Below are 22,081 nucleotides of genomic sequence, written 5' to 3' on the forward strand. Positions count from 1 at the left end.
TTTGTTACTTTGTCCTGTATTCATAAGCTATATTGTTTAAGTTAAGATTGTTATCTCCAAAACAAAGTTAACTAAAATGATATAGCTTTTTTACTGGACTACCTATCCGTCTTTTCCAAGTTTAAACATAGGAACTTATTTTTGGTTTATTTGATGAATTAGACGATAAAAACGGGAATTAGTTTATTTTGAATCCTTGTCTCTTCTCACTACTTTCAACAACCGGTCAATTAACTCATCAAGATATGTTTCAATAATCGATCAAATGAATTCCTGTCTTGTCATTAAACTCAACCAAAATATCCAGATCACTTTTTTCATCTTGTTCACCACGAGCAGATGAGCCGAAAATGGCCATTGATTTTATGGGATATGTCAAAAACAAATGTTGTTTCTGCTCGTTTATTTCTGATTTTATTTGCAGGAGAGTTTTCATCTTTATGTGACATTTATTTTTGTAAGTCCATTGGTTGTATATCATACCTATTACCGTAATGAATCCAATAGCTTCTCCAACGAGTATTCGTCGGCGATGAATACTTCACGCGGTTTGCTGCCCTGCACGGCACCTACTATCCCTGCGGCTTCGAGTTGATCCATCAGCCTTCCGGCACGGTTATAACCAATGGAAAACTTGCGCTGGATAAGAGAAGTGGACCCCTGTTGATGTACCACGATAAGACGGGCAGCCTCGTCGAAAAGCGGATCCTTGTCACCCAGGTCGGTCGTGCCGGGACCGGATTCAATATCGGAAATCACTTCCGGAAGCGGGAAGGCAAAGTCATATCCCTGCTGCTTCCCGATATATTGGGAGATTTCTTCCACTTCGGGAGTATCCACGAAAGCACATTGGATACGGATAAGATTGCTACCTTGAGAGAAGAGCATATCACCCCGTCCGATGAGCTGGTTGGCCCCGCTCATGTCGAGGATGGTACGGGAGTCGATCTGGGAAGTAACCCTGAAAGCCATTCTGGCGGGGAAGTTGGCTTTGATGGTACCCGTGATGATATTGGTGGTGGGACGCTGTGTGGCGATTACCATGTGAATTCCCACGGCACGTGCTTTCTGCGCGATACGGGCTATAGGCATTTCAATCTCTTTACCGGCCGTCATGATCAGGTCGCCGAACTCATCAATCACCACCACGATATAGGGCATGTAGCGATGTCCTTTTTCGGGGTTCAGCCGCCGTTTGATGAATTTTTCGTTGTACTCTTTAATGGTACGGACATGCGCTTTCATCAGTAACTCATATCGGTCGTCCATTTCCTTGGTAAGGGAGTTCAACGTCTGGGTCACTTTGGTGATATCGGTGATGATAGCTTTCTCCTCATCCGGCAGCTTGGCCAGGTAATGCTTCTCTATGGCCGAGTAGATATTGAATTCCACCATCTTGGGGTCGACCAGCACCATCTTCATCTCCGAAGGGTGTTTCTTATACAACAGGGAAGTGATAATGGCATTTAATCCGACTGACTTTCCCTGTCCGGTAGCCCCTGCTACCAACAAGTGGGGCATCTTGGTGAGGTCGAACATAAATACTTCGTTGGTGATCGTCTTTCCCAATGCCACAGGCAGTTCATAGTCACATTCCTGGAATTTCTTGGAGCTGATCACCGATTGCATCGAAACGATCTGCGGGTCTTTATTGGGTACCTCGATACCGATGGTTCCTTTTCCCGGCATGGGGGCAATGATACGGATGCCCAGTGCCGAGAGGCTGAGGGCAATATCGTCTTCGAGGTTTCTGATCTTGGAGATACGCACGCCCGCCTGCGGCACGATTTCGTAAAGGGTGATGGTGGGCCCTACGGTTGCTTTGATGGAAGTGATTTCTATACCGTAGTTGCGTAGCGTGTGAATGATCCTTTCCTTGTTCTCATTCTGCTCATTCATATCCACTGCGCGGTCACCCGTGTTGTATATCTTCAACAGGTTCATGGTGGGGAACCTGAATGAAGAGAGATCTCTTCTCGGGTCGTAATCTTCCTCTAATTCGGGCATCAATTCTTCAGTGGCCTTCGTTCCTTCTTTTTGCTTGTCATTCTCCGCATGGGGTGTATGGGTGGCTGTTTCATCATCTTCGGGAACAATCACTTCGAAATCATCCTCCACCGGAAATGGCTTTTTTGTTACAAGTGGTTTCGGAGATATAGGCTGCGCCCCGGTAGAATTGTGGGGCGTATATGCCGATGAGTCATCCCGTTCCGTTGTTTGAACTGTTTCTTCCCCCCCTGTTGCTTCCTGGTCGTGTTCCTCTTTCCTGAGGGCGTTTACTTCCTTCAGCCAGATGAAGAACCGTTTGAGCAATCCCGGTTTTTTCTCTTTTTCAGGCTCATCCCAGTCTCCTTCCCCTGTGGCAGAGGATGTCTCTTCTTGCGGAACAAAAGAGGATGTAGTGTTGATCAGCGTCTCCTGTATCCTGTACATCGAACTCTTCCGGAGTACCACCACAATAATAGTGATGAACAATAAGATGAGCAATATAACTCCCGGCCATCCCACACTGTTTTCCAATATCTGTTCAATCTGGGTACCGTGTGCGCCCCCCCATTTTACATGTGTGTCGGGGAAGAGCCTGTCCAGGATGAAAGCGCTGGTGACGGAGCCGCCGATAAGGCCGAATGCGGTGATAAAAAGAGCTTTCAGGAATGAGAGTTTCGTTACATTCATTATACGCAGCCCGATATAGATCAGGAAGATGGGGATAAGTGCGGAGAAGAGGCCAAACCAGTCGTTCACCAGTCTTTCCGCCACGTAGGCCCCCCCTGCCCCCGTCCAGTTGTCTATCTCGGAGGCACCTGAACGGACGACCTCCATATATGTTTTATTGATTACTTTGCTTTGGTCGGCCGCGCCGGTAAAGAAGAAGGATATAATGGCAAGCAGCATGAAAATACCGATGAAGGCGACAATCACCCCCGAAATGAAATGTACCCGTTCATTTTTCAAAAAGGAGACGATTCGCTTCTTTTGTCCTTGTTTTGGTTTCTGTCTTGGGCTTTGCCTTTTTTTCTTTCTTTTGGCCATATAGGATATCTTTCAGCATTTACGCTTTATAAAAGCGTCAGTGCAAAAGTAATAAAAAAAATCGTATGACAGAAGAATAGGTGCAAACAAAGTAAGTGCCTGTAAAATATATTAGTTAGATAGAACGCGCTTGTCATTGTGCTACTACGCACAATTCATTTTCTTGTTTCACCCCGAAGGATTTTTTCAATTTTCATTTCATGTCTGTTAGTGTAGTTTAACTTTTTAGAGGCAGCGATTTACATATTTCTTGCATCTAAATAACAAGTATAAGGTGGAGAATCCCGACCTTTGTGAAATAGTATTTGACGGTGTGATAAAAAACGCTTCCTGCTTGATACTTTGTGTGTTAAGAAAAAAGCCAATATCCTTACACCGTTGCAGAAGTAAATCCGGTCGGCATGTATGGGCTAAAAAGCGAAAGGTCCGCGAATCACTTCGCAGACCTTCCTTGTTAACACAATCTTCATGAAACAAACTACACTATCGAGTTGATTGCAGAATGATAATCCGGCTCCTGTGCAATCTCAGGAACCAGTTCGGTATGTACTACTTTCCCTTCAGGATCCACTACCACCACCGCCCGGGCCAAAAGACCATTAAGCGGGCCGTCTGTCATCAGCAAACCGTAATCTTCGCCGAACGACTTGTTGCGGAAACAGGAAAGCGTTACAACATTTTCAATACCTTCTGCAGCACAGAATCTTCCGGCAGCGAAGGGCAAATCTGCAGAGATACACAGCACTACCGTATTTTTTAATGAAGCGGCTTCCTGATTGAAGCGGCGCACCGAGGCGGCGCATACGCCGGTATCAATACTCGGGAAGATATTGAGTACAACATATTTCCCTTTGAAATCTGATAACCCTGCTTCTGAAAGATCGCCCTTCACCAATGTGAAATCGGGTGCTGCCGTGCCTTTTGAGGGCAACTCTCCGGATGTATGGACGGGATTGCCTTTAAATGTAATACTTGCCATTATATATTATTGCTAAATAAATATTATACCTTATATTCAATTATCCTCACGAATCTACTCTCTGTCCTTTTCGATTACAATGTCCCTTTACTGTAATCACTAAACAAAGAGGTGATTTAAATGTTCATGGCTATGACATTTTTAACTTTATATGCATGTCATTGTAGTTCTTGCTTTAGATATACAGCCGTATAACTTTCTCCGTCCCTTACGATCTCCTCGGGTGTCCCTTTTGCAAGGAGCCGGCCGCCTCTCTCTCCTCCTTCCGGCCCCAGATCGATAATATAATCGGCACACTTGATCATATCGAGGTTGTGTTCGATGACAATTACGGTATTGCCTTTATCTACCAATTTATTCAATACGCCCAGAAGTACGCGGATATCTTCGAAGTGGAGTCCTGTAGTGGGTTCATCCAGCACATACAGGGTATTACCCGTGTCAATTCTCGCCAGCTCGGTGGCCAGTTTCACACGCTGGCTCTCCCCTCCGGATAGGGTAGTGGAGGATTGTCCCAGCTTGATATATCCTAATCCGACCTCCTGCAATACTTTTATCTTATGTAATATGCTGGGTACATTTTCAAAGAAATCCACCGCCTCGTTGATGGTCATGTCCAGCACGTCGGCTATCGATTTGCCTTTGAACCGCACTTCGAGAGTCTCACGATTGTATCGTTTGCCATGGCACTCTTCACAGGGAACCATCACGTCGGGCAGGAAATTCATTTCGATGGTTTTATACCCGTTACCGCCGCATTTTTCACAGCGGCCTCCTTTCACATTAAAAGAGAAGCGTCCCGGTTTATACCCCCTGATCTTGGCTTCGGGCATACCGGCGAACAGCATCCGGATATCGGAGAAGACGCCGGTGTAAGTCGCCGGGTTGGAGCGGGGCGTACGGCCGATGGGGGACTGGTCCACGCTTACTACTTTATCGAGGTGTTCAATCCCTTTCACAGATTGGTAGGGCAGGGGATCTTTTAACGACCGGTAAAATTTCTGGCTGAGAATAGGTTGCAGTGTCTCATTGATCAATGTCGATTTTCCGCTTCCGGAAACGCCTGTCACGCAGATCAGCGTGCCGAGCGGGAAGGTGGCCGTCACATTTTTCAGGTTGTTGCCCGACGCTCCTTCAATAGTCAGGCTTTTACCGCTCCCTTTCCTTCTTTTTTCGGGGATGGCGATTTCTAACTTGCCGTTCAGGTAGTTGGAGGTAAGCGTGTTTCTTTTCAGCATTTCGGAGGGGAGTCCCTCAAATACCACATCTCCTCCCTTTTGTCCGGCAAAAGGCCCCATATCCACGATATAGTCGGATGCCAGCATCATATCCTTGTCGTGTTCCACCACCACTACCGAATTACCCGAATCGCGCAGTTTTTTCAGTGAGTCGATCAGGCGGTGGTTATCGCGTTGGTGGAGGCCTATGCTGGGCTCGTCGAGTATATAAAGCACATTCACCAGCTGCGATCCTATCTGGGTAGCCAGACGGATACGCTGGCTCTCCCCGCCCGAGAGGGATGCCGACGAACGGGAGAGTGACAGATAGCCCAACCCCACATCCAGCAGAAACTGAAGGCGCGAAAGAATCTCTTTTTGGATTTCGCCGGCAATCAACCGTTGTTTCTCGGTCACGGCTGTCTCGGAAGAGATAATCCACTGATACAGTGAGTGAATATCCATCTCTGCCAGTTCTGCGATATTTTTCCCGTTGATCCTGAAATGGAGCGCTTCTTTGTTGAGCCGTTGCCCATGGCATTCGGGGCAGACCGAAGTGGTGATGAATTGCCCCGCCCATTTCTGGGCGGTAGCCGAGGCTTCGTCCTCCTGCTGCATTTCGATGTATTTGGTAACCCCTTCGTAGGAGACCATATAATTGGAGTTGCCCAGCGACTCGTTTTTTATTTTTAGTCGTTCGTCGGTGCCATACATGATCTCATCGATGGCCTCCTTGGGGATATCTTTGATGGGCGTTTTCAGGGTCACTCCATATTTCTCGCAGATGGCCGCGATTTGCCAGAAGAGCAGGTTGCTCCGTTCTTTCCCGAGGGGGGTGATACCTCCCCCGGCAATGCTCAGGGTGGGGTCGGGGATGACCTTCTCGATATCGATCTGGTCGACCGAACCGATGCCCTTGCAGCGGGGACAGGCTCCCTGCGGGGAGTTGAAAGAAAAATTGTGGGGTGCCGGTTCATTATAGGAGAGACCGGTAGTGGGACACATCAGGCTGCGGCTGTAATGGCGCACTTCATCGGCTTCTACATCATGGATAAGGATCAGGCCGGAACCCTGCTTCATGGCGGTACGCACGCTGCTTTGCAATTTATCTGCAAACTTGTTGGACACAACCAGCTTATCGATAAGGATTTCGATGTTGTGGTTCTTGTACCTGTCTACACGCATGCCGGGGATGATCTCCCTGATCTCGCCGTCGACTCTCACGTTGAGGTATCCTTTTTTCCGGATCTGCTCGAACAGTTCCTTGTAGTGTCCTTTACGGTTTCTTACTACCGGCGCAAGGATATAGATCTTTTTACCGATATATTTCTCCAATATCAGTTCCAATATCTGGCTGTCGGTATATTTCACCATTTTCTCGCCGGTGATATAGGAATAGGCTTCACCGGCACGGGCATAAAGCAGGCGGAGGAAATCATATACCTCCGTAGTGGTGCCGACGGTAGAACGTGGATTTTTGTTGGTGGTCTTCTGTTCGATGGAAATGACCGGGCTTAGGCCGGTGATCTTGTCCACGTCGGGACGTTCCATCTTGCCCAGGAATCCACGGGCATAAGCCGAGAAAGTCTCGATGTAACGCCGTTGGCCTTCGGCGAAGATGGTGTCGAAGGCGAGCGATGATTTTCCACTGCCGCTCAATCCGGTAATTACCGTGAGGGAATCGCGGGGAATTGTCACATCAATATTTTTTAAGTTGTGTACGCGTGCGCCGTACACTTCAATTTTTTCAGTTTCGGATGTCATACTCTTTTTTATTTTACCATCCATGTTTTATTTCACTACCCATGCCGGATTGTGTACCTTTGGACTTTCCCCTTTCCTGTAATAGAGATCGTCCTGCGTGGGGATAAGCAGGGTGTAGGTTTTACCCGACGGGTTGCTCAGGCTGGTGTTTCGCAGCCATGAGTTGAAGTCTTTCAACTGCGCATAGGTGATGTTGTGCTGTTTGGCGAAAGCTGCCAGGTCAGGTATGGAGGAAGATACCCTTACCTCTTTGAATTGCATGGGCTTATAGAGATGTTCCGGTCTTATGACGAATCCGTATTGTTGCGGGTTTTCGAAGATCAGCTTGATGGCGAGCATTCGATAGTAATAACGGGAGGTCTCTTCTACCAGCCAGAGGTCGAGCGAATCATCCACTCCCTGATCCCTCAATCCGTTAGTGATGCGCGCTTGTCCTCCGTTATACGACAATGCGGCGGCGCTCCATGAGCCATGCCTGTGGTAAGTCTCTTTCAGATAGCGGCAGGCGGCTATGGTCGATTTTTCTACGTGGTAACGTTCATCCACATCGGATGTGGCCTCCAACCCATATTGTTTACCCGTACTTTGGAGAAATTGCCAGAGTCCCGCAGCGCGGGCAGGAGAGACCGCCCTGGGATCGAGGCTGCTTTCTATTACAGCCAGATACTTCAGGTCGTCGGGAACCCCCTGTTGTTTGAGGATCGGTTCAATCATCGGGAAGAGGCGGTTGGCCCTTTTGAAAAGCAGGAGGGTAGTGGAGTGGAAGTAGGTGAAACTGTTCAGTTCCCGGTCCATCCTCTCCCTTTTATCATACCGGTCGAAAGTGATCTGTTCTCCCGCGAACTCCATGCTCTCGGGGATAGCCACCGAGGCAGTCATGGAGAGAACCAACGGTCTTTCCGCTTCGGTTTTTTCGACATTGCTTCCCGATGTGAGGGCAAAGAAAAGCGCCCCCAATCCTATTATCAGTATAGAGAAAGAGATCAATAGCGTCGATTTCTTCATTCTTGTTGTAGCTTTGTGAATTCTTATACTATTTTCCCGGCAGGTGGATGCCGGCATATTGTTGAGTAGAACAAAGATAATCGTTTTTTATGAAACTTGGAAATTAATGAGATACGAACCCTTCATGAAATACGAACCCTGCCTTTTGCAGATGACGGAAACCATCACCTGCAAAAGACAAAGTAAAAATAGCTATTACCACTGTTTCAGGGAAAGCACCCACAGAGCAGAATAGAAACGAAAATAACAGAACTGCTGTCATTTTCCTGAATAATTTTTCCTTTTTGTTTTTCATCGTGAATTAACTGTTAGTTGATTGGTCTGTTTTAATTAAAATAAATCGCCTTAAAGTGGGTTTGTTAGATTAAATTTTTATTTAATAAAAATTCTCGATTAAATATTTGGACAATAATAGACAAATTAGAACTCTGAAAATATGTGTAGCATGATGCGGCTATTGCGACTTTTCCTTTTTCAGCTCATCTACCGTTTGCCCTTCATAAGAATTAGATGCAATAAATACAAATTTTTCTAACCGATATATCTGTATCAAAAGTAATAAATATATTACTTTTGATACAGATGAAACTCAATGTTTACGGTTAATTCACAGAATGCACACGTGTTCTTCTCTTAAACACTTTTTTGAAGAAAGATAACAAACAGTACAAAAGAGAGATAGAAATGGTATATAGGATATTAAAACGTTATATATTATGAGTGAGATGAAATTTGATCTTGATAGCCCAACATAGAGATACGTAGCCCTTTCAGTGCGTATTGCGGATGACTCCTTAAATAACGTGAGTTCGATGTCTAATCAATTTTTTATCAAAAAACAGCTAATTCGTCTGAAATCATTATTTTTGCGTATGAAAGGAGAGTGAAAATATGGCAATAACAATCAAAGGTATTCCAATACTCAAGGATAAGACAGCCTCGGAGTTTGTCCGAAAAACGGAAAGGGCAACTTCCCGAAAGGGTTCTGTCAACTTTAAGGAGCAATACAGGAGTTCTGTTTCTATCTTGAAGAAAGCCAATATCTAAAACCTCAAGAAGTGAATTTTCTTGAAGAAAAATGTACTTTCTCAAGGCTGTCTAAAGAATTTCTTGACAGTTCATTTCCGTTTGATTGCGGACATGATGATTTGAACGATTTTTTCAGAAATGATTCCTTACACTACGAGAAAGAATTTCTGGGGAAATCTTATTGTTTTCTATTGGATGAAAATCCGAAAGAGATAGTATGTGTATTCACCGTTTCAAACGATAGTATAAAGGTCAATTTCCTACCCAATGCAAGAAAAAAGAAACTTATAAAAGAAATTCCCCGGGAAAAGCATTTCAGAAGCTATCCTGCGGTTTTAGTAGGAAGATTAGGAGTCACTTATCAGCACACAAAACCCGGCATATCCTGAGACATACCGGGTTTCGTAACTTTTACCACCTAACCGCTTAGCTACCTAACCACTTTTCCAATTAGGCACACGCAAAGTTATTTTTACCGTAATGCGCTAATAATGAAATATTATTATTAATTTTGCATGGATACGTTATTCATTACTGATCAATATGCCGCTGCCAATTAATATAAACGAGTTGCTCACAGGGAGGGTGATTGAATGGGACAGGCTGGAATTTAAAAAAGGCTGGAATCCCGAAGAGGTCATTCATACTATCTGTGCCTTTGCCAATGACATCAACAATTGGGGCGGAGGTTATATTGTGATTGGCGTTGATGAAAAGGATGGACAACCCTCTTTCCCTCCCGCAGGATTACAGGAAAACCAAATCGACCATATGCAAAAGGAGTTGGTCGAGTTATCGCACAAAATAGCACCGCATTATATTCCGGTCACAGCACCGGTAGTGTACCAGGACAGGTTGATTTTTATCATTTGGGTTCCGGGAGGTGATGAGCGTCCCTATAAAGTTCCTCAAACACTCAGCAAAGGTTCCCCCAAACGGGTTTATATCCGTCAAGGCTCTGTGAGCAAACCGGCCTCAAAAGAGGAAGAGCGTTTCCTGAACACAATTTCAATTGCTTTGCCCTTTGACGACCGGATAAACCACCAAGCCTCAGTCGACGAACTCGATAAGGATTTACTGGTAGAATTTTTATATGAGGTAGGGAGCGACCTTCATAGTGAAGCTGCAAATATCGGGAAAGAAGAGCTTGCGCTACAGATGCAGTTGCTCAAAGGACCGAAGGAATATCTTCGGCCAGTGAATGCAGCGTTATTGTTTTTCAATCGTGAGCCTCATAAATTTTTCCGAGGTGCAGTCTCTGAAGTTGTTTTATATAAGGATTATGATGGGATTCAATTTACAGAAAATATTTTCCGCGGCGCGCTTTTCAAACAGATAAAGAATGTGCTGGAATATTTGAGAAATATTGTCTTGACTGAAAAGGTGATTAAAATACCCGGGCAGGCAGAAGCACTGAGGATTTGGAATTATCCCTATGAAGCAGTCGAGGAGATTGTGGCGAATGCCTACTATCACCGCAGTTATGAAATCCCTGACCCAATCGAGATAAGCGTTTATCCCGACAAGTTGGTTGTGCTCTCTTTTCCGGGGCCATTACCTCCTGTCGACAAGGAAGCCCTGAAGCAAAGAAAAATATTTTCCCGCAGCTACCGTAACCGCCGTATCGGCGATTTCCTGAAAGAACTCGATTTGACCGAAGGACGGGGGACAGGCTTCCCGATCATTTACCGGAAAATGGAACAAAACGGTTCGCCGCAGCCCTCTTTCGAGACAGACGACATCCATACCCATTTTTTGGCTGTATTGCCCGTACATCCTGAATTTTTAAAAGAAGAAGAATTGCTTCCTTTAGAATCGCCCAAGGCGTTAGAAATTTTGAATCTTTGCAGACAAGCAAAAAGTCGAAAAGAAATAATGGATATGCTTCAGGTATCCAATCAGACAAAAAATCATAACAGATACATAACGCCTTTAGTTGAGTTAAATTTGCTTCTCTTGACAACCCCAAATAAACCAAACAGTTCCAAGCAACAGTATATGACGTCAGAAGTAGGATTGACCTATCTTTCAAAGTAACCAAGTAGGGTAACCAAGTCTCTTTAAATTATTTTATTTCTATTTGTGTCTAAGTGTTTTATTACATATTTCATTGCAAATTAAAATGGAACTAAGTCAAGTAACTAAGTCTGCTTTTTTATATCACCACCACAGGAATTGCTTATCTGAACTTGGAAAAATAACTACAAATGTCTAAGTTAGTGTATAAGTCAGTGTATATGATGTCGCCACTTATCAGCACACAAAACCCGGCATATCCTGAGACATACCGGGTTTCGTAACTTCTATCACCTAACCGCTTAGGCACCAAACCAGCTAATAACTTTTAAATTTTAGTTTTCATCTCACCACCACTCTCCTCACATCGTTGATCACCGCGTTCTGCAGGCGCACCACATAACTGCCGGTGCCCGGGTTCTCCACCACCTGTTCGCTGCCGGCTTTCACCTCCAGCTTTTGCAGGAGAGTTCCTGCCGTGTTGGAGACAAATACCGTGCAGTCGCTGCTACCGTTGTTGACAATGGCGATATGGCCGTCGGCTGTAGTGTTCACCGTGATCATCGCCGCCTCATCGGTTATCGGGATATCACCCGAGGAGGAGAGGCGGAATCGTGCGGTGGAATCCCCTTTCTTCGCCGAGAAGGTGTAGGAGCCGTTCTTTGTGACACGCGTCCGCGTTCCCGTGGAGAGGTCTTGCAGATAAATCTCTTGGGATGTCCAGTGGTCGGACAAGGCGAAGTCGATGGTGTACTTCCCATCCGCGTCGGCGGTGAAGCCGAGGGTCACGTTGTCCAATCCCGGCACAGTGGCCACCTGGAATTGTTCCTTGCCGGTGTCATCCATCACATAGAGCTGCGCGATGCCACTTTCGGCCATCTTGTGGCTGTCCCAACCGTTGTCGAAACCGCGGGTAGTTCCCTCCTTGGCGAAGATCCATACCCGGTCGGCCGACTGCTCGCCCATCACATCCATCCTGAGGGAAGGTAGCTGTTGCACGGCGGCGGTTGTTCCCGCGGGAGCGGCGGTAGAAGTCGAACCGGAAGCCGAGCGGGTAGCCACCTGTCCATTCGGCCCTGCCACCGTTTGGTTCTTCACCAATGTGGAATAGTCGAGGGTGAGCGTGGCAGTCTCATGAACCTGTACCATAAACGCGTGGGTGGAAGGTATCATTATAGGAAGTTGTTCCATTCCAGCAACATGTATGGGAACAGAGATGTAGCTTCCTGAAGCCACTCCTGCCGTAACGGCGCCGTTGAGTTTGCGCCATTCGTCACGCGTGCCGGTATTGAACAGGTAGACCGTATTGTCGACATTCCCCGAGAACTTCAACGCAGTTTGATTGATGGGAATCGCCGCGGTGAACGAGTTGCCCACTAAGTTCATTCCGCGATAGTTTACCGTTCCGGTATAAGATAGCGGGATCGTGTGCGTATTGTTGAACACATTGAGTGTGCCTTTGAACGTATGGATAGCGTTGGCGGCGGTAGGTTCGGCGTTATCCTTTCGGGTGACCTCATAACCGGCGAATGCCTCCAATGGCACTGTCGCCCCGATCCACTTGTTGCCGTTGGCCGGTTCGGTCCACTTGTTGACGGTTTGGTTACCGGTGAACGGAGGTATAATCGTGGATGTCTGCACGGGAATACCAAAATATTGCCAACTGTTACGGTAGAATCCGCAATCGTCGCACTCATAAGCCCCGTTATAGAACTCCACTTCTGCCTGTACGGAGAGGTTGGAGGGAATTGCCGGGTTGAGGATCAGCGTGCCGTTGGGCACAGCATTATTCGGATCCGCTTTCACCACGATAGTACCTGTGCTCGACGCGTCTGCTTTTGGTTTTACCTCACCCTGTATGATTAACTGGTTACCGGTGGTAATCACTAAATTCATGTTTGAATTATTGGTCAGGTCGCCGATTACACGTCCACCGGTATTATTCTGATTGACATTGTCCAAATAGAGGTCAGCAATGGCCGGATTGCCATTGTTGTTAACCGCGGTGGCAAATTCAATATCCTCTCCCTCGTCGGGTACTCTATTTCCTGTCCAGTTATCCTTTTCGTCCCAGTCGTTTTCCTTGCCGGTAGTGCCACCCATCCAGTAGTTGGTTTTACAGGGCTCAAGCACTGTCTGCAGCATGATATGGCAACCCGGGGCCATGCCCGGTACTACTGCCCAATAGGTTGTTTTCGTATTATTGGGGTTAACAGGGAAATCACCTGTTAACACGTTGGTCGTTTGGTCGTAACTCGTTGGCTCGCTCGTAAAGAATTTCGTGCCTAATGGATAATGGTCTGCAATATCGGCACGAGGGAATACATTGTTCGGCAACGAACAATCCGCTACGAACTGCAACGCGCCATCTACCACCGGTGGTGGTGCGCATTGTGTTTTGAATTCAGCACTTACTTCAATGGTCGATTCATAATCGTCGAAATCATTTCCTCCACAAGTCGAGCTTGTCCCTCCTTTTACTAACGGTGCCGAAACGGCAGTGGTGGAAGTAGCTCCAACACCGGAAACCGTACCGTTTATGTTTATACTTAATCCGCAAGGACCTACCGTTGTCAGCAAGGCACAGTTATCGGTTACTTTAAATTTATAATTCAACGTACCTTGTAAGATTTCTTTAGAGACATCATACGGTAAATGACCGATCTCCCAAACCAAGGTACCTCCGGCATAATCGGCAGGCGATGCTCCCGATGGTGCGTATGCAGGTGGCACCCAATATGCAGTGGTATTGTTAGAGATTTTTATTGACTGATGTGTTCCTTGTACAGCTACCGGATCAGGCACATAATGCAGGTTATACGGTATCGGGATCTCTATCTTGGTGTTATTGACCGCTTCCTCGCCTTTGTTGTAGATATCCAGATGAAAATCCAGTTCTTGTCCGGGATCAACGGTTCGACCCGATGTAGGTGTGGTAGTTCCTGGCGAGTTTTCCCCGATAACCAACGGTACGTAGGCATCGACGGCAAGGACGATATTGAAAATCACATAGGTGTCCTGCGTACTGCCGTAGCGAAAACGCGTACTTGTGGCATTGTTGGCAATCAGCACATTATTTGTATTCGACAAATCAAAGCGGGCTATATCTAATCCGGTATTGTTTGCCAATGTCGGATTTCGCAGGTTTCCTCCCGTGTTGATGGATGAGTTGAAGAAATTACCGGTGGTATTGCCGCTATGGTTTAACCTTACCCAATTATTGTTGGCGGCATTTGTGATTTCAAAATAATCTCCGGAAATACCCACATCCCCTTCGCCCGCCATCATACCCATCGTCACATTCACATCTCCGTTTTGGGCTGCCCTGAAACCGGAAACGGATAATTCATGGTTTACCGTAGTACTTCCCGCTACATAAGCATGACCGTCAAAAACGGTGATGTCGCGCCATTTCATCGCCGGGTTTTTGTAGATAACCACCATTCCCCAGCCACCATAATAACCGGTGCCTCCGCCATTTCCCTCACGGAGTGCAATATCCGCCACAAAATAATTGCCCACGCCATGCTGACGCACATAATTGGTTATATCGGCATAGGCAGAATACATAACACCATCCGGATTAGGATTTCCTGATGGATAATAAATGGCATCGCTTAAAGCGGTTATTTCCTGATAGTTCTCTCCTTCCTTTTTAAGCTGTACTTTTTTCTTGTCGAAATTTTTCGTCACCGATTGGGATATATTTTGGTTTCCGGACACATTGTAAATGATACGGGCTGCATTTTGATAAGAATTCGCATTCCCATCTGTAGCCGGATTTCTAACAAAACCGGTAATTGATAAGACCACGTTATCTATGGTAATTTGATGCGGCGTGTTTAATGTAGCCATACCTGTTGAGGTATTATAACTACTCGGCAAAGTTGTCCAAGGACCACTTGTTGAGGTGCTTACTTGCACTCTGTTATTGGTATCGTTGGTAATTCGAAAGTAGTAGGTTGTCAATCCTGTTCCCTCGATACCGTATCTTGGGTAATAAGTGCGATTAATAGATGTACCTTCCTGTTGCCGTGATACTTGATTAAAGGTATAACCCGTATAAGATGACAACGCATTATCATAGGACGCCTGTTGATTGTTCAGGTTAATGGCTGCTCCCGGGGCGATAATGGTTTTGGTCACATTAAACGTATGGGCACTGGTAGTGGCATCATGTGCCCGTCCCGTCCAATAGAGTCCGGCATAAATAATTTCAGAACAGGCGGCATCCGGAATAACCAATTGTGCCGATGAGGAATTCAATGTGTTCACATCGCCATCAATATCCACGTAATCCATCTGGACATTTCCATTAGATCCACCATCGGTATAGGAGCGTAAGGTAATGTTGGTATTTCCGATCATCGTGAAATCCCCTTGCAGATAGTAATTCTGCACACCTTTATAATCGCCGGGTGCCTGCTGTGAGGTACGTGGCTGAAAGCCAACACGTACCTGTGCCCCTGCCTGAAAAACGCCTATCAGCACAAAAAGTGACAGGATGCCCGCTTTTACCGTGAATCTATAATTGGAGTGTATGTTTTTTGTCATCATCTTATGTCTTGGTTTGTATCGTCGTTTTGCTTTTTTTACGCTTATCGAAACAGTTTCATTCTATTCCATGGATTTCGTGTCAGTTCGCCGTCCAACCTTTCAGGGCGAGGGCATTTGCCTTTTCTGCGGCGATGGGGTCGATGGAAAGCCACAGATCCCCCTGTGATACAGCTTGCAGTGAGGCGATGATACGGTCTGTCTCGTCGGCGGAGAAGGGGTTGTCGAACGCCCAGAGGCGGTTCAACTTGCTGTTTTGCGAGATATCCAACACAGATAGTTGGTTATTGTAGCACAAGAGGCGCGACAGTTCCGCGTTCTTGGTCACGTCGAGCGAAGTGAGCGAATTGCCCGACACGTCCAGGAAGGCGAGGGCGCTGTTGCGCGACACATCCAATGTGGAGAGTTGGTTGTCGAATGCCCAAAGGGTAGTCAGTGCATTGTTTTGCGACACGTTGAGCGAGGAGAGCCGGTTGCCCGAGACATCCAAACGGACTAATGCCGTGTTTTTGGAGAGGTCGAGCGTGTAAAGCCCGTTGAGCGGCACGTTCAATGTCTGCAGGGACGGGTTGCCCGACACGTCCAATGCGGATAGCTCATTGGATGCCGCGGCGAAATAGGTGATATCTCCATACACCGATACCGACTGCTTGGCGGTCGCGAGCTTGTAATCGCGGTAGATATTGAAGGCGGTGATATCTTCCGATCCGTCTTCGGCACGTTTGCCGTCGCCATCGAGGTCGATCCATACGCCGGCGCGGAGTGTGGCCGGGGCATCTACCGCGATGCCCACCATGCCGTCGGCACGGGTGGTGGTAAGCGAGACCACGCTGCCCGACTCGATCGGAGAGGAAGGGGTGCCCGGACCTCCAAAATCTTCCTGCTGGCAGCTTGTCACGCTGATGGCGAGGATGGCTAAAACTATGGATATTTTATGTATGCTCATATTCTTTATTTAAAAAGTAGAAGTCATGACTCACAACTCATAATTCAACATTGTACACGTACCAGTTATTGCGCGCGATGGTGGTCGGGAGAAATATCTGGGTGACGTCGGGACCGAATTCGGGCGGCGGCGTGGGGCCGTTATAGGGCATTTTGATGCCGATGGCGGATAACGGCTTGGCAGGGACTTCCGGAACCCTTTCGTTGATATAGGTGACCAGATTCAAGCCTGTCACATTTGTGTTGTCGGTCGCACCCTCGGGCAGATAAGTTCCCAAAGTGTTCCAAACTGACCAGCTCCATCCTCCCGTTGCCGGGTTACGGAGGTCTGCCACCGCATTCGGGGCGGTCAAGAGGCTCTCTTTCGAGGCGGGTTTGAGCGCATAAGTTCGTTGGTCGAAATTCAGGAAAGCGTAGTGATATTGTGGCTTATTTATCAAAATGGCAGAGGGATCACTGAAATCACCTTCCCTTACCACGGGCGTGCTTTGGTGTTCCGCCTTGAGTGTGATCTTCAGTTCGACCTTGGCCAAGGCGCGCACCAGATTGACATGATCCAGCTGCCGGTCGGAGATGAAATCATGGTTTTTGTAGCCCGACATCAATATGGGGGTGGACAGGGTGGCTGACCACGGTGTGTTGACGGATCTCGATACAGATTTTACTGCGTCAAGCGGATTGGCTGTTGTGGCGGTAATGCCATCCAACGTGGCTTTTACATCATTGTCCGTGGCATTGGCAACAATATAGACGTCGCATTTGCCGGCTTCGGCCTGTGTCAAGTTGAGGGACGCTTTCTTTTCAGCGACAACATACGTTCCGCCTGTACCGCCTGTGACGGATCCATCGGCAGCCGCATTCGCGACGTAATATTTCCCGATCAGTTGCTGCGTGTTTTCGCGAAACAGGAAAATATAAAAATCCTTCACCTCGCTTTCTTGAGCAGTGCCCACATCTGTCGCGCGGGTCGCGGCAGCGGAAGATGCACTTTTCATATTGGTGATCACTTTCGTGTAATTGTCTATATTGAACGCTATCTCCACCGTCTTGTCGGCAGGCTGCGGTATCTCCTGCCCGCTGTCGCAGGCGGCAAAAAGCAGTCCCAACAGCAAGGCGGCGGATATATGGGCTATTTTTCTCATATTCATTGCTCGTTACTTCTTAAAGGTATATACCTCAACGTTGTTATAGGAGACTTTCAGATATTCCGCTCCCGAAGCCACAGACTCCTTGTTCACTTTGAACTGTTCGGCATAGCCGGTTTTTAATTTGAGGGGATCGGGCGTCTGCGTCTCATCATATCCGAATTCCACCACCGAAGGAGCGGGATCACCTACGAACAGGGCGCCGTTCATGGTTTCGAGGCGCACCTTGTGCGGCATGCAGTCATCCAGCGTGTTGGTGATGGTGATATTACCATCCTCATCCACCTCCACGTTGTAGCCATAGCCCATAAAGAGTTTTTTGGTGACCTTGTCCCAGGGATTGACCTGGTAGAAGATTTCTATATTTTCCAGATTATCCACCGTATAATGGTAATGGTGGTTGCGGTAAATATTATAGTTGGGTTGCGTGGTTGCATTGCCGGTGGCAAATTTCATATAGTTGCCATCGGGTATCTCTGCGGGGGTATTGGTGATGATGGGAATATTAAAGAGTGCGCCATCGACGGTCTCGATGACAAAATAGTTCACCGGCTGGTGTCCGGTCGCGCTCCATGCGGGGTTATCCATCAGTGCTTCGGGCATATAATAGACAAAAGTATTACCCACAGGCTTGAGTGGATTCCCTTTTGTGTTTGGAGGAGAGACCGTATAATAGGCTACAGGCGTATAGTCCGGTGCCGTCAGGCTGAACTGCCGGAACGCGTTCTTGTAATAGACGTTTGCGATCTTGTTGATATTGGTTCCGAAATCGACCTCCAACTTGGCTACCACACGGATCATCCTTACCACATCCTCGGCAGGTTCCCCCACCACAGGTACCGGCAGGAACGGTTTGGGTTGAATGGCGGTTCCGCCCCGTGTCACCTCCTGGTTGGCATACACCCTCGACATGGGGAATCCTTCCGTGTCGGTCGCGCCCAGATAGAGGGCGGCATCCAGGTCACGATTGAAAGTCCCCTCTGTAAAGGTTTTCAAATAGGTCTCCATGCCTGTTCTGGTATCTATGTCTTTCAAACCTGCCATGGGCATATTCGCCACGAAATAGAAATCGCGTTGCCCGGGTGTCAGTTCCACTGTGAAAGTATAGTGGGTCCTCTCTTTGGCTATGCCTTCTCCAAAAAACTGGCCTACTTTTTCCCCGGAGCCGGTATCAAAGACGAGCAAGGCAAGGTCGTGGACACGGTCTTCGAAATTCGCATGCTCGTTGATCGTCCTTAGCCCGCTCGTGCGCGCGGCCTGTATGCTCACCGAGAGGTAGACCTTTGCAGCTTCGCCTGTTGGTTCTTCACCCGGCTGGTCATCATAAATAAACGAGTCGCAGGCGGTAAACGGCAGCATGACAGCCAGAAGCAGGATAATACTATATATTGATCTATTACTCATATTCTATTTTTTCGTCGTTTACAGTTTCCAATCCATTCTATCCCGGGAGGGAATCCGGAAATACCTCTAAATTACAAGTCTGTCTGGTAGCTGTGTATCAGCCAGTCGTTCACATAGATGGAGCAACTGAAAGCGGGGTTGTTTTCCCAGCATTCCACGCAATAATCCTTGATAAGCACCTTGATGGTGAAATCATTGTCGCAGTCGAGGTTTGCTTTCCCGTTTTGTGCCGCTAGCAGGATCATGGCAATCAGGTCGCCGTTGAAGACTGTCTCGCCTTCTTCCTTGTTGCCGGTATAAAAAATATGCAATTTATTGTTATAGCCTGTTTTCAATGCCAATGTGGAGTAGTCCCAGGTGACCAGGTTGTCGGCATACGCCGGTCCGGCAAAGGGATAGGTCAACGCGGTTTCGTTGATCGGCATCGATCCGTCTATCCGTAATGTGCCGTTGACCGATGAGACTTCCACATGAAGCGCTTTCGTGTCATAATCTTTCATTGTGAGTTTGTCGAACTCGGCAATTACTTTTACCCGGTTGGTTATTTCCCTCAGATTGATGGAGGTGTGCTTGTAGAGTGTGCCGTACTTCGCCGGGTCGGGCAGGTACACGGCGGGGCTTTCGCCCTGCCACAATTGAGTGCCCTCCAGACTGGCTGCCACACCAGAAGTGGCGTTCAACTTGAGCATTACATCCTTTTTGGTGGTGGTGCCGTTGGTAAACGATGAAACCGTGAACTTGTCGTTGACGCCTGCCCAGCCGATAAAAGTGAAACTGCCGTCGGATACGGGCATCAGCACCTCATAGTCGCGGCTCAACGTTACATTGCTTTGCGTGACGGAAGTAACCAGCCTGTCAGTTTCATCAAACGCGAACAGGGTGAGCGAGGGTACGCTCCCCAAGAACGTTGAATCTGTGGCACAAGGTGTCATTGAGTAGAATTTCACATATACACCTTGGGGACAATCGGCCAGATCATCATAGATCAGGGAGTCGCAACCCCAGAAAATTGTTCCCAACGCGAACAGCGTTATCAATATCTTGTTTCGTACATTCATCATTCGTTGCGTTTTTGAAAAAAAATTGTTGTTTGCTTAAAAAAATCCGGAGGAAGAGGAATTTCTTCCTCCGGATAATGTGGAAATAATCTCTTATCAATAGATGTCTTCACCTAAGTTGATGCCATAGGAGTGCATTGTCCAAGGCAGTACTTTTACCGATACGGAAAGGTAGGTGACATCGGTCTTCAATGGATCTTCGGGATCGATAGGATTTTTCGGATTGTTTGGATCATCGGGATCGCCGGGTATTTCGGGATTGTCAGGATCATCGGGATCGCCGGGCTGACCGGGGTTCAACGGGTTGTTGGGCACGCCCATGGCGGTGAAAGCGTTAATATGGGCATGGTAAACCTGGTTGCGGACAGTGGGCGAAACCATCGGGTTGGGTAGAGCAGGGGTTGCCACCAGGTCATTGGGGTTCAACCAGATCACATACTTCATCACACCGTCTTTGTATTCGGTGGCTTGTTGTCCTTCAGCTTCGGCCAATTCCCTTGTGCTATAGAACTTGCTGTCATTGGCACCCAGGTAAACGGTTTCTGCAGCACCGGTATAAGCTGCACCATCAACTTCCTTCGGCACGAATGTTGCTCGGATCTCCATATAGGTGGTGTTCCCTTTTTTGTAACCCTCTCTTGCTTCCGCCGGAGTTTTGTCTATCAGGTGGTTTACCGGCAATACGAATTTACTGGTCTCTTCCGCGTTGAGAAGGGCAGGAAGTCCTTCCAAATCAGCGTTATAGGTATATTGCGTCACCTCGGTGAAACTGGCAAGGCCGCTATAATCAAACATCGTATTCGCTTCGGTTGCCCAATTTTCGCCGGGTGTGTAAGTGTACACCGGAGCAGGTACCTGATAATCGCTCTTTTTCATAATATAGAACTTCTTGTTGCTCTGTCCAACGGCATAAGTAACGCCGGTGACGGTAGCGATCTCTGTTTCGGCGCCACCAATCGTAGCTTTTACCGGCCATCCTGAACCTGTAGTGGCTTCAGTTTGGACTGTCAACATGGCACGCGATACCACGCGGTCCACGTTTACCTGCACATGGTTAGCAGTACCTGCTATAGCATCCTCTTTCGTGACTCCGGCTTCTACATTTATGGTATAGTCGTCCTCGTCGTTGGTCATCATGATTTTTTCTTTCTTATCCGCGCTAATGAATGTGGCCACGTCTGCCGCGTTCTTGGTAGCCTCACCGGCAAATGCTGTGGCAAAGCCTGCCGCGCCGGTTCCCTTCAGCGTGTTCAAGATATCGCTATTCCCATTGATGACTGCATATACCTTGATATTCTCCCCTGCGGTGGCGGTCAGCGCCAGGTTAGGTTTTAATACTCCGGTTTCATCGATTTCGGCAAAAGAACTTTTTGCAAACGAGTTGTAGTTCACTGTTCCGGTTCCGGCGTTTACCAGAAACACATCTACCGTTTCAATCACGTCACGTCCCGTATAGGTTCCCTTTTCATTGTAATCACCCGGCAACGACGCTTTCAAGGTTGCTCCGGCGGGAAACTTGACCGTGATGCTTGCCCAGGAATCACCATCCACAGATGACGGAGCCGTAGGCACATCGTCGCTGTTGCATGCCGTGAACCCCATTCCGAGGGCTATCACGGTCGCTAAAAATAATTTGCTAAATTTTCTCATGTTCTGAAAATTAATAATGAATAAAATTGGTTTTTTAAATTGTTATTGTAATCTCTCTGTTGTTTAATCGTTTACAGTCACCTTACGCAGCTCCTTCAGGTTGGCGCGGGCGTCGTTGTCACCTTCTGCGGCGGCTTTTTCAAAGTATTCCTTCGCCTTGTCGAAGTCACCCTTGCGGGCGTACGCCACACCGAGGTTGTTCCATACCTTGGGATTGTCGGCGATCTTGTTCATCCGGGCGATGGCGCCGTCCATGTTGCCTCCCTCTATGTCTGCCGAGGC

Annotated in this window: 16 protein-coding genes; 3 read left to right on the forward strand and 13 right to left on the reverse strand. The window is 47.5% G+C overall.

The window, feature by feature from the left end:
• Nucleotides 1-250: 250 nt before the first annotated feature.
• The 6 genes from ABV001_RS01340 to ABV001_RS01365 form a co-directional block, all read right to left on the reverse strand.
• Nucleotides 251-436, reverse strand: coding sequence for a nucleotidyltransferase family protein (locus ABV001_RS01340; protein ID WP_352421142.1), 186 nt, complete (start codon nucleotides 434-436; stop codon nucleotides 251-253).
• Nucleotides 437-486: 50 nt separating this feature from the next.
• On the reverse strand, nucleotides 487-3,033 hold the full coding sequence (locus ABV001_RS01345; RefSeq protein ID WP_352421143.1) for an FtsK/SpoIIIE family DNA translocase: 2,547 nt from the start codon (nucleotides 3,031-3,033) through the stop codon (nucleotides 487-489).
• Nucleotides 3,034-3,511: 478 nt separating this feature from the next.
• Nucleotides 3,512-4,012 (reverse strand): thiol peroxidase, encoded by a 501-nt coding sequence (gene tpx, locus ABV001_RS01350; RefSeq protein WP_352421144.1) that lies wholly within the window; start codon nucleotides 4,010-4,012, stop codon nucleotides 3,512-3,514.
• A gap of 158 nt (nucleotides 4,013-4,170) precedes the next feature.
• Nucleotides 4,171-6,993: an excinuclease ABC subunit UvrA gene (gene uvrA, locus ABV001_RS01355; RefSeq protein ID WP_352421157.1), complete on the reverse strand. Its 2,823-nt coding sequence runs from the start codon at nucleotides 6,991-6,993 to the stop codon at nucleotides 4,171-4,173.
• Between the two features lie 27 nt (nucleotides 6,994-7,020).
• Nucleotides 7,021-7,998, reverse strand: a complete 978-nt coding sequence (locus tag ABV001_RS01360) for a lytic transglycosylase domain-containing protein (RefSeq protein ID WP_352421145.1) — start codon at nucleotides 7,996-7,998, stop codon at nucleotides 7,021-7,023.
• Between the two features lie 103 nt (nucleotides 7,999-8,101).
• Nucleotides 8,102-8,293: a hypothetical protein gene (locus ABV001_RS01365; protein WP_352421146.1), complete on the reverse strand. Its 192-nt coding sequence runs from the start codon at nucleotides 8,291-8,293 to the stop codon at nucleotides 8,102-8,104.
• A gap of 596 nt (nucleotides 8,294-8,889) precedes the next feature.
• Between ABV001_RS01365 and ABV001_RS01370 the strand changes: the two genes are divergently transcribed.
• The 3 genes from ABV001_RS01370 to ABV001_RS01380 all read left to right on the forward strand — a co-directional run bounded on the left by ABV001_RS01370 (nucleotide 8,890) and on the right by ABV001_RS01380 (nucleotide 11,064).
• Nucleotides 8,890-9,045: a hypothetical protein gene (locus tag ABV001_RS01370; RefSeq protein WP_352421147.1), complete on the forward strand. Its 156-nt coding sequence runs from the start codon at nucleotides 8,890-8,892 to the stop codon at nucleotides 9,043-9,045.
• Nucleotides 9,046-9,056: 11 nt separating this feature from the next.
• Entirely contained in the window at nucleotides 9,057-9,416 is a 360-nt protein-coding gene (locus ABV001_RS01375; protein ID WP_352421148.1) for a hypothetical protein, read from the forward strand.
• Between the two features lie 154 nt (nucleotides 9,417-9,570).
• Entirely contained in the window at nucleotides 9,571-11,064 is a 1,494-nt protein-coding gene (locus tag ABV001_RS01380) for an RNA/DNA-binding domain-containing protein (RefSeq protein WP_352421149.1), read from the forward strand.
• A gap of 321 nt (nucleotides 11,065-11,385) precedes the next feature.
• Here the strand turns inward: ABV001_RS01380 and ABV001_RS01385 are convergent, their stop codons facing one another.
• From ABV001_RS01385 to ABV001_RS01415, 7 genes are all read right to left on the reverse strand, one after another.
• Nucleotides 11,386-15,600 (reverse strand): hypothetical protein, encoded by a 4,215-nt coding sequence (locus tag ABV001_RS01385; RefSeq protein ID WP_352421150.1) that lies wholly within the window; start codon nucleotides 15,598-15,600, stop codon nucleotides 11,386-11,388.
• 79 nt (nucleotides 15,601-15,679) lie between these two features.
• Nucleotides 15,680-16,543: a leucine-rich repeat domain-containing protein gene (locus ABV001_RS01390; protein WP_352421151.1), complete on the reverse strand. Its 864-nt coding sequence runs from the start codon at nucleotides 16,541-16,543 to the stop codon at nucleotides 15,680-15,682.
• A 37-nt stretch (nucleotides 16,544-16,580) separates the two neighbouring features.
• Nucleotides 16,581-17,690, reverse strand: coding sequence for a fimbrial protein (locus tag ABV001_RS01395; RefSeq protein WP_352421152.1), 1,110 nt, complete (start codon nucleotides 17,688-17,690; stop codon nucleotides 16,581-16,583).
• A gap of 6 nt (nucleotides 17,691-17,696) precedes the next feature.
• Complete coding sequence (locus ABV001_RS01400; RefSeq protein WP_352421153.1) at nucleotides 17,697-19,091, reverse strand: fimbrial protein; 1,395 nt, start codon at nucleotides 19,089-19,091, stop codon at nucleotides 17,697-17,699.
• 71 nt (nucleotides 19,092-19,162) lie between these two features.
• Nucleotides 19,163-20,152, reverse strand: coding sequence for a FimB/Mfa2 family fimbrial subunit (locus tag ABV001_RS01405; protein ID WP_352421154.1), 990 nt, complete (start codon nucleotides 20,150-20,152; stop codon nucleotides 19,163-19,165).
• Between the two features lie 93 nt (nucleotides 20,153-20,245).
• Nucleotides 20,246-21,799 (reverse strand): Mfa1 family fimbria major subunit, encoded by a 1,554-nt coding sequence (locus ABV001_RS01410; protein ID WP_352421155.1) that lies wholly within the window; start codon nucleotides 21,797-21,799, stop codon nucleotides 20,246-20,248.
• A 63-nt stretch (nucleotides 21,800-21,862) separates the two neighbouring features.
• Nucleotides 21,863-22,081 (reverse strand): tetratricopeptide repeat protein (locus ABV001_RS01415; protein WP_352421156.1); only part of this gene is annotated, 219 nt, incomplete at its 5' end.

It is taken from the genome of Proteiniphilum sp. (assembly GCF_040307845.1).
Taxonomy (GTDB): Bacteria; Bacteroidota; Bacteroidia; order Bacteroidales; family Dysgonomonadaceae; genus Proteiniphilum.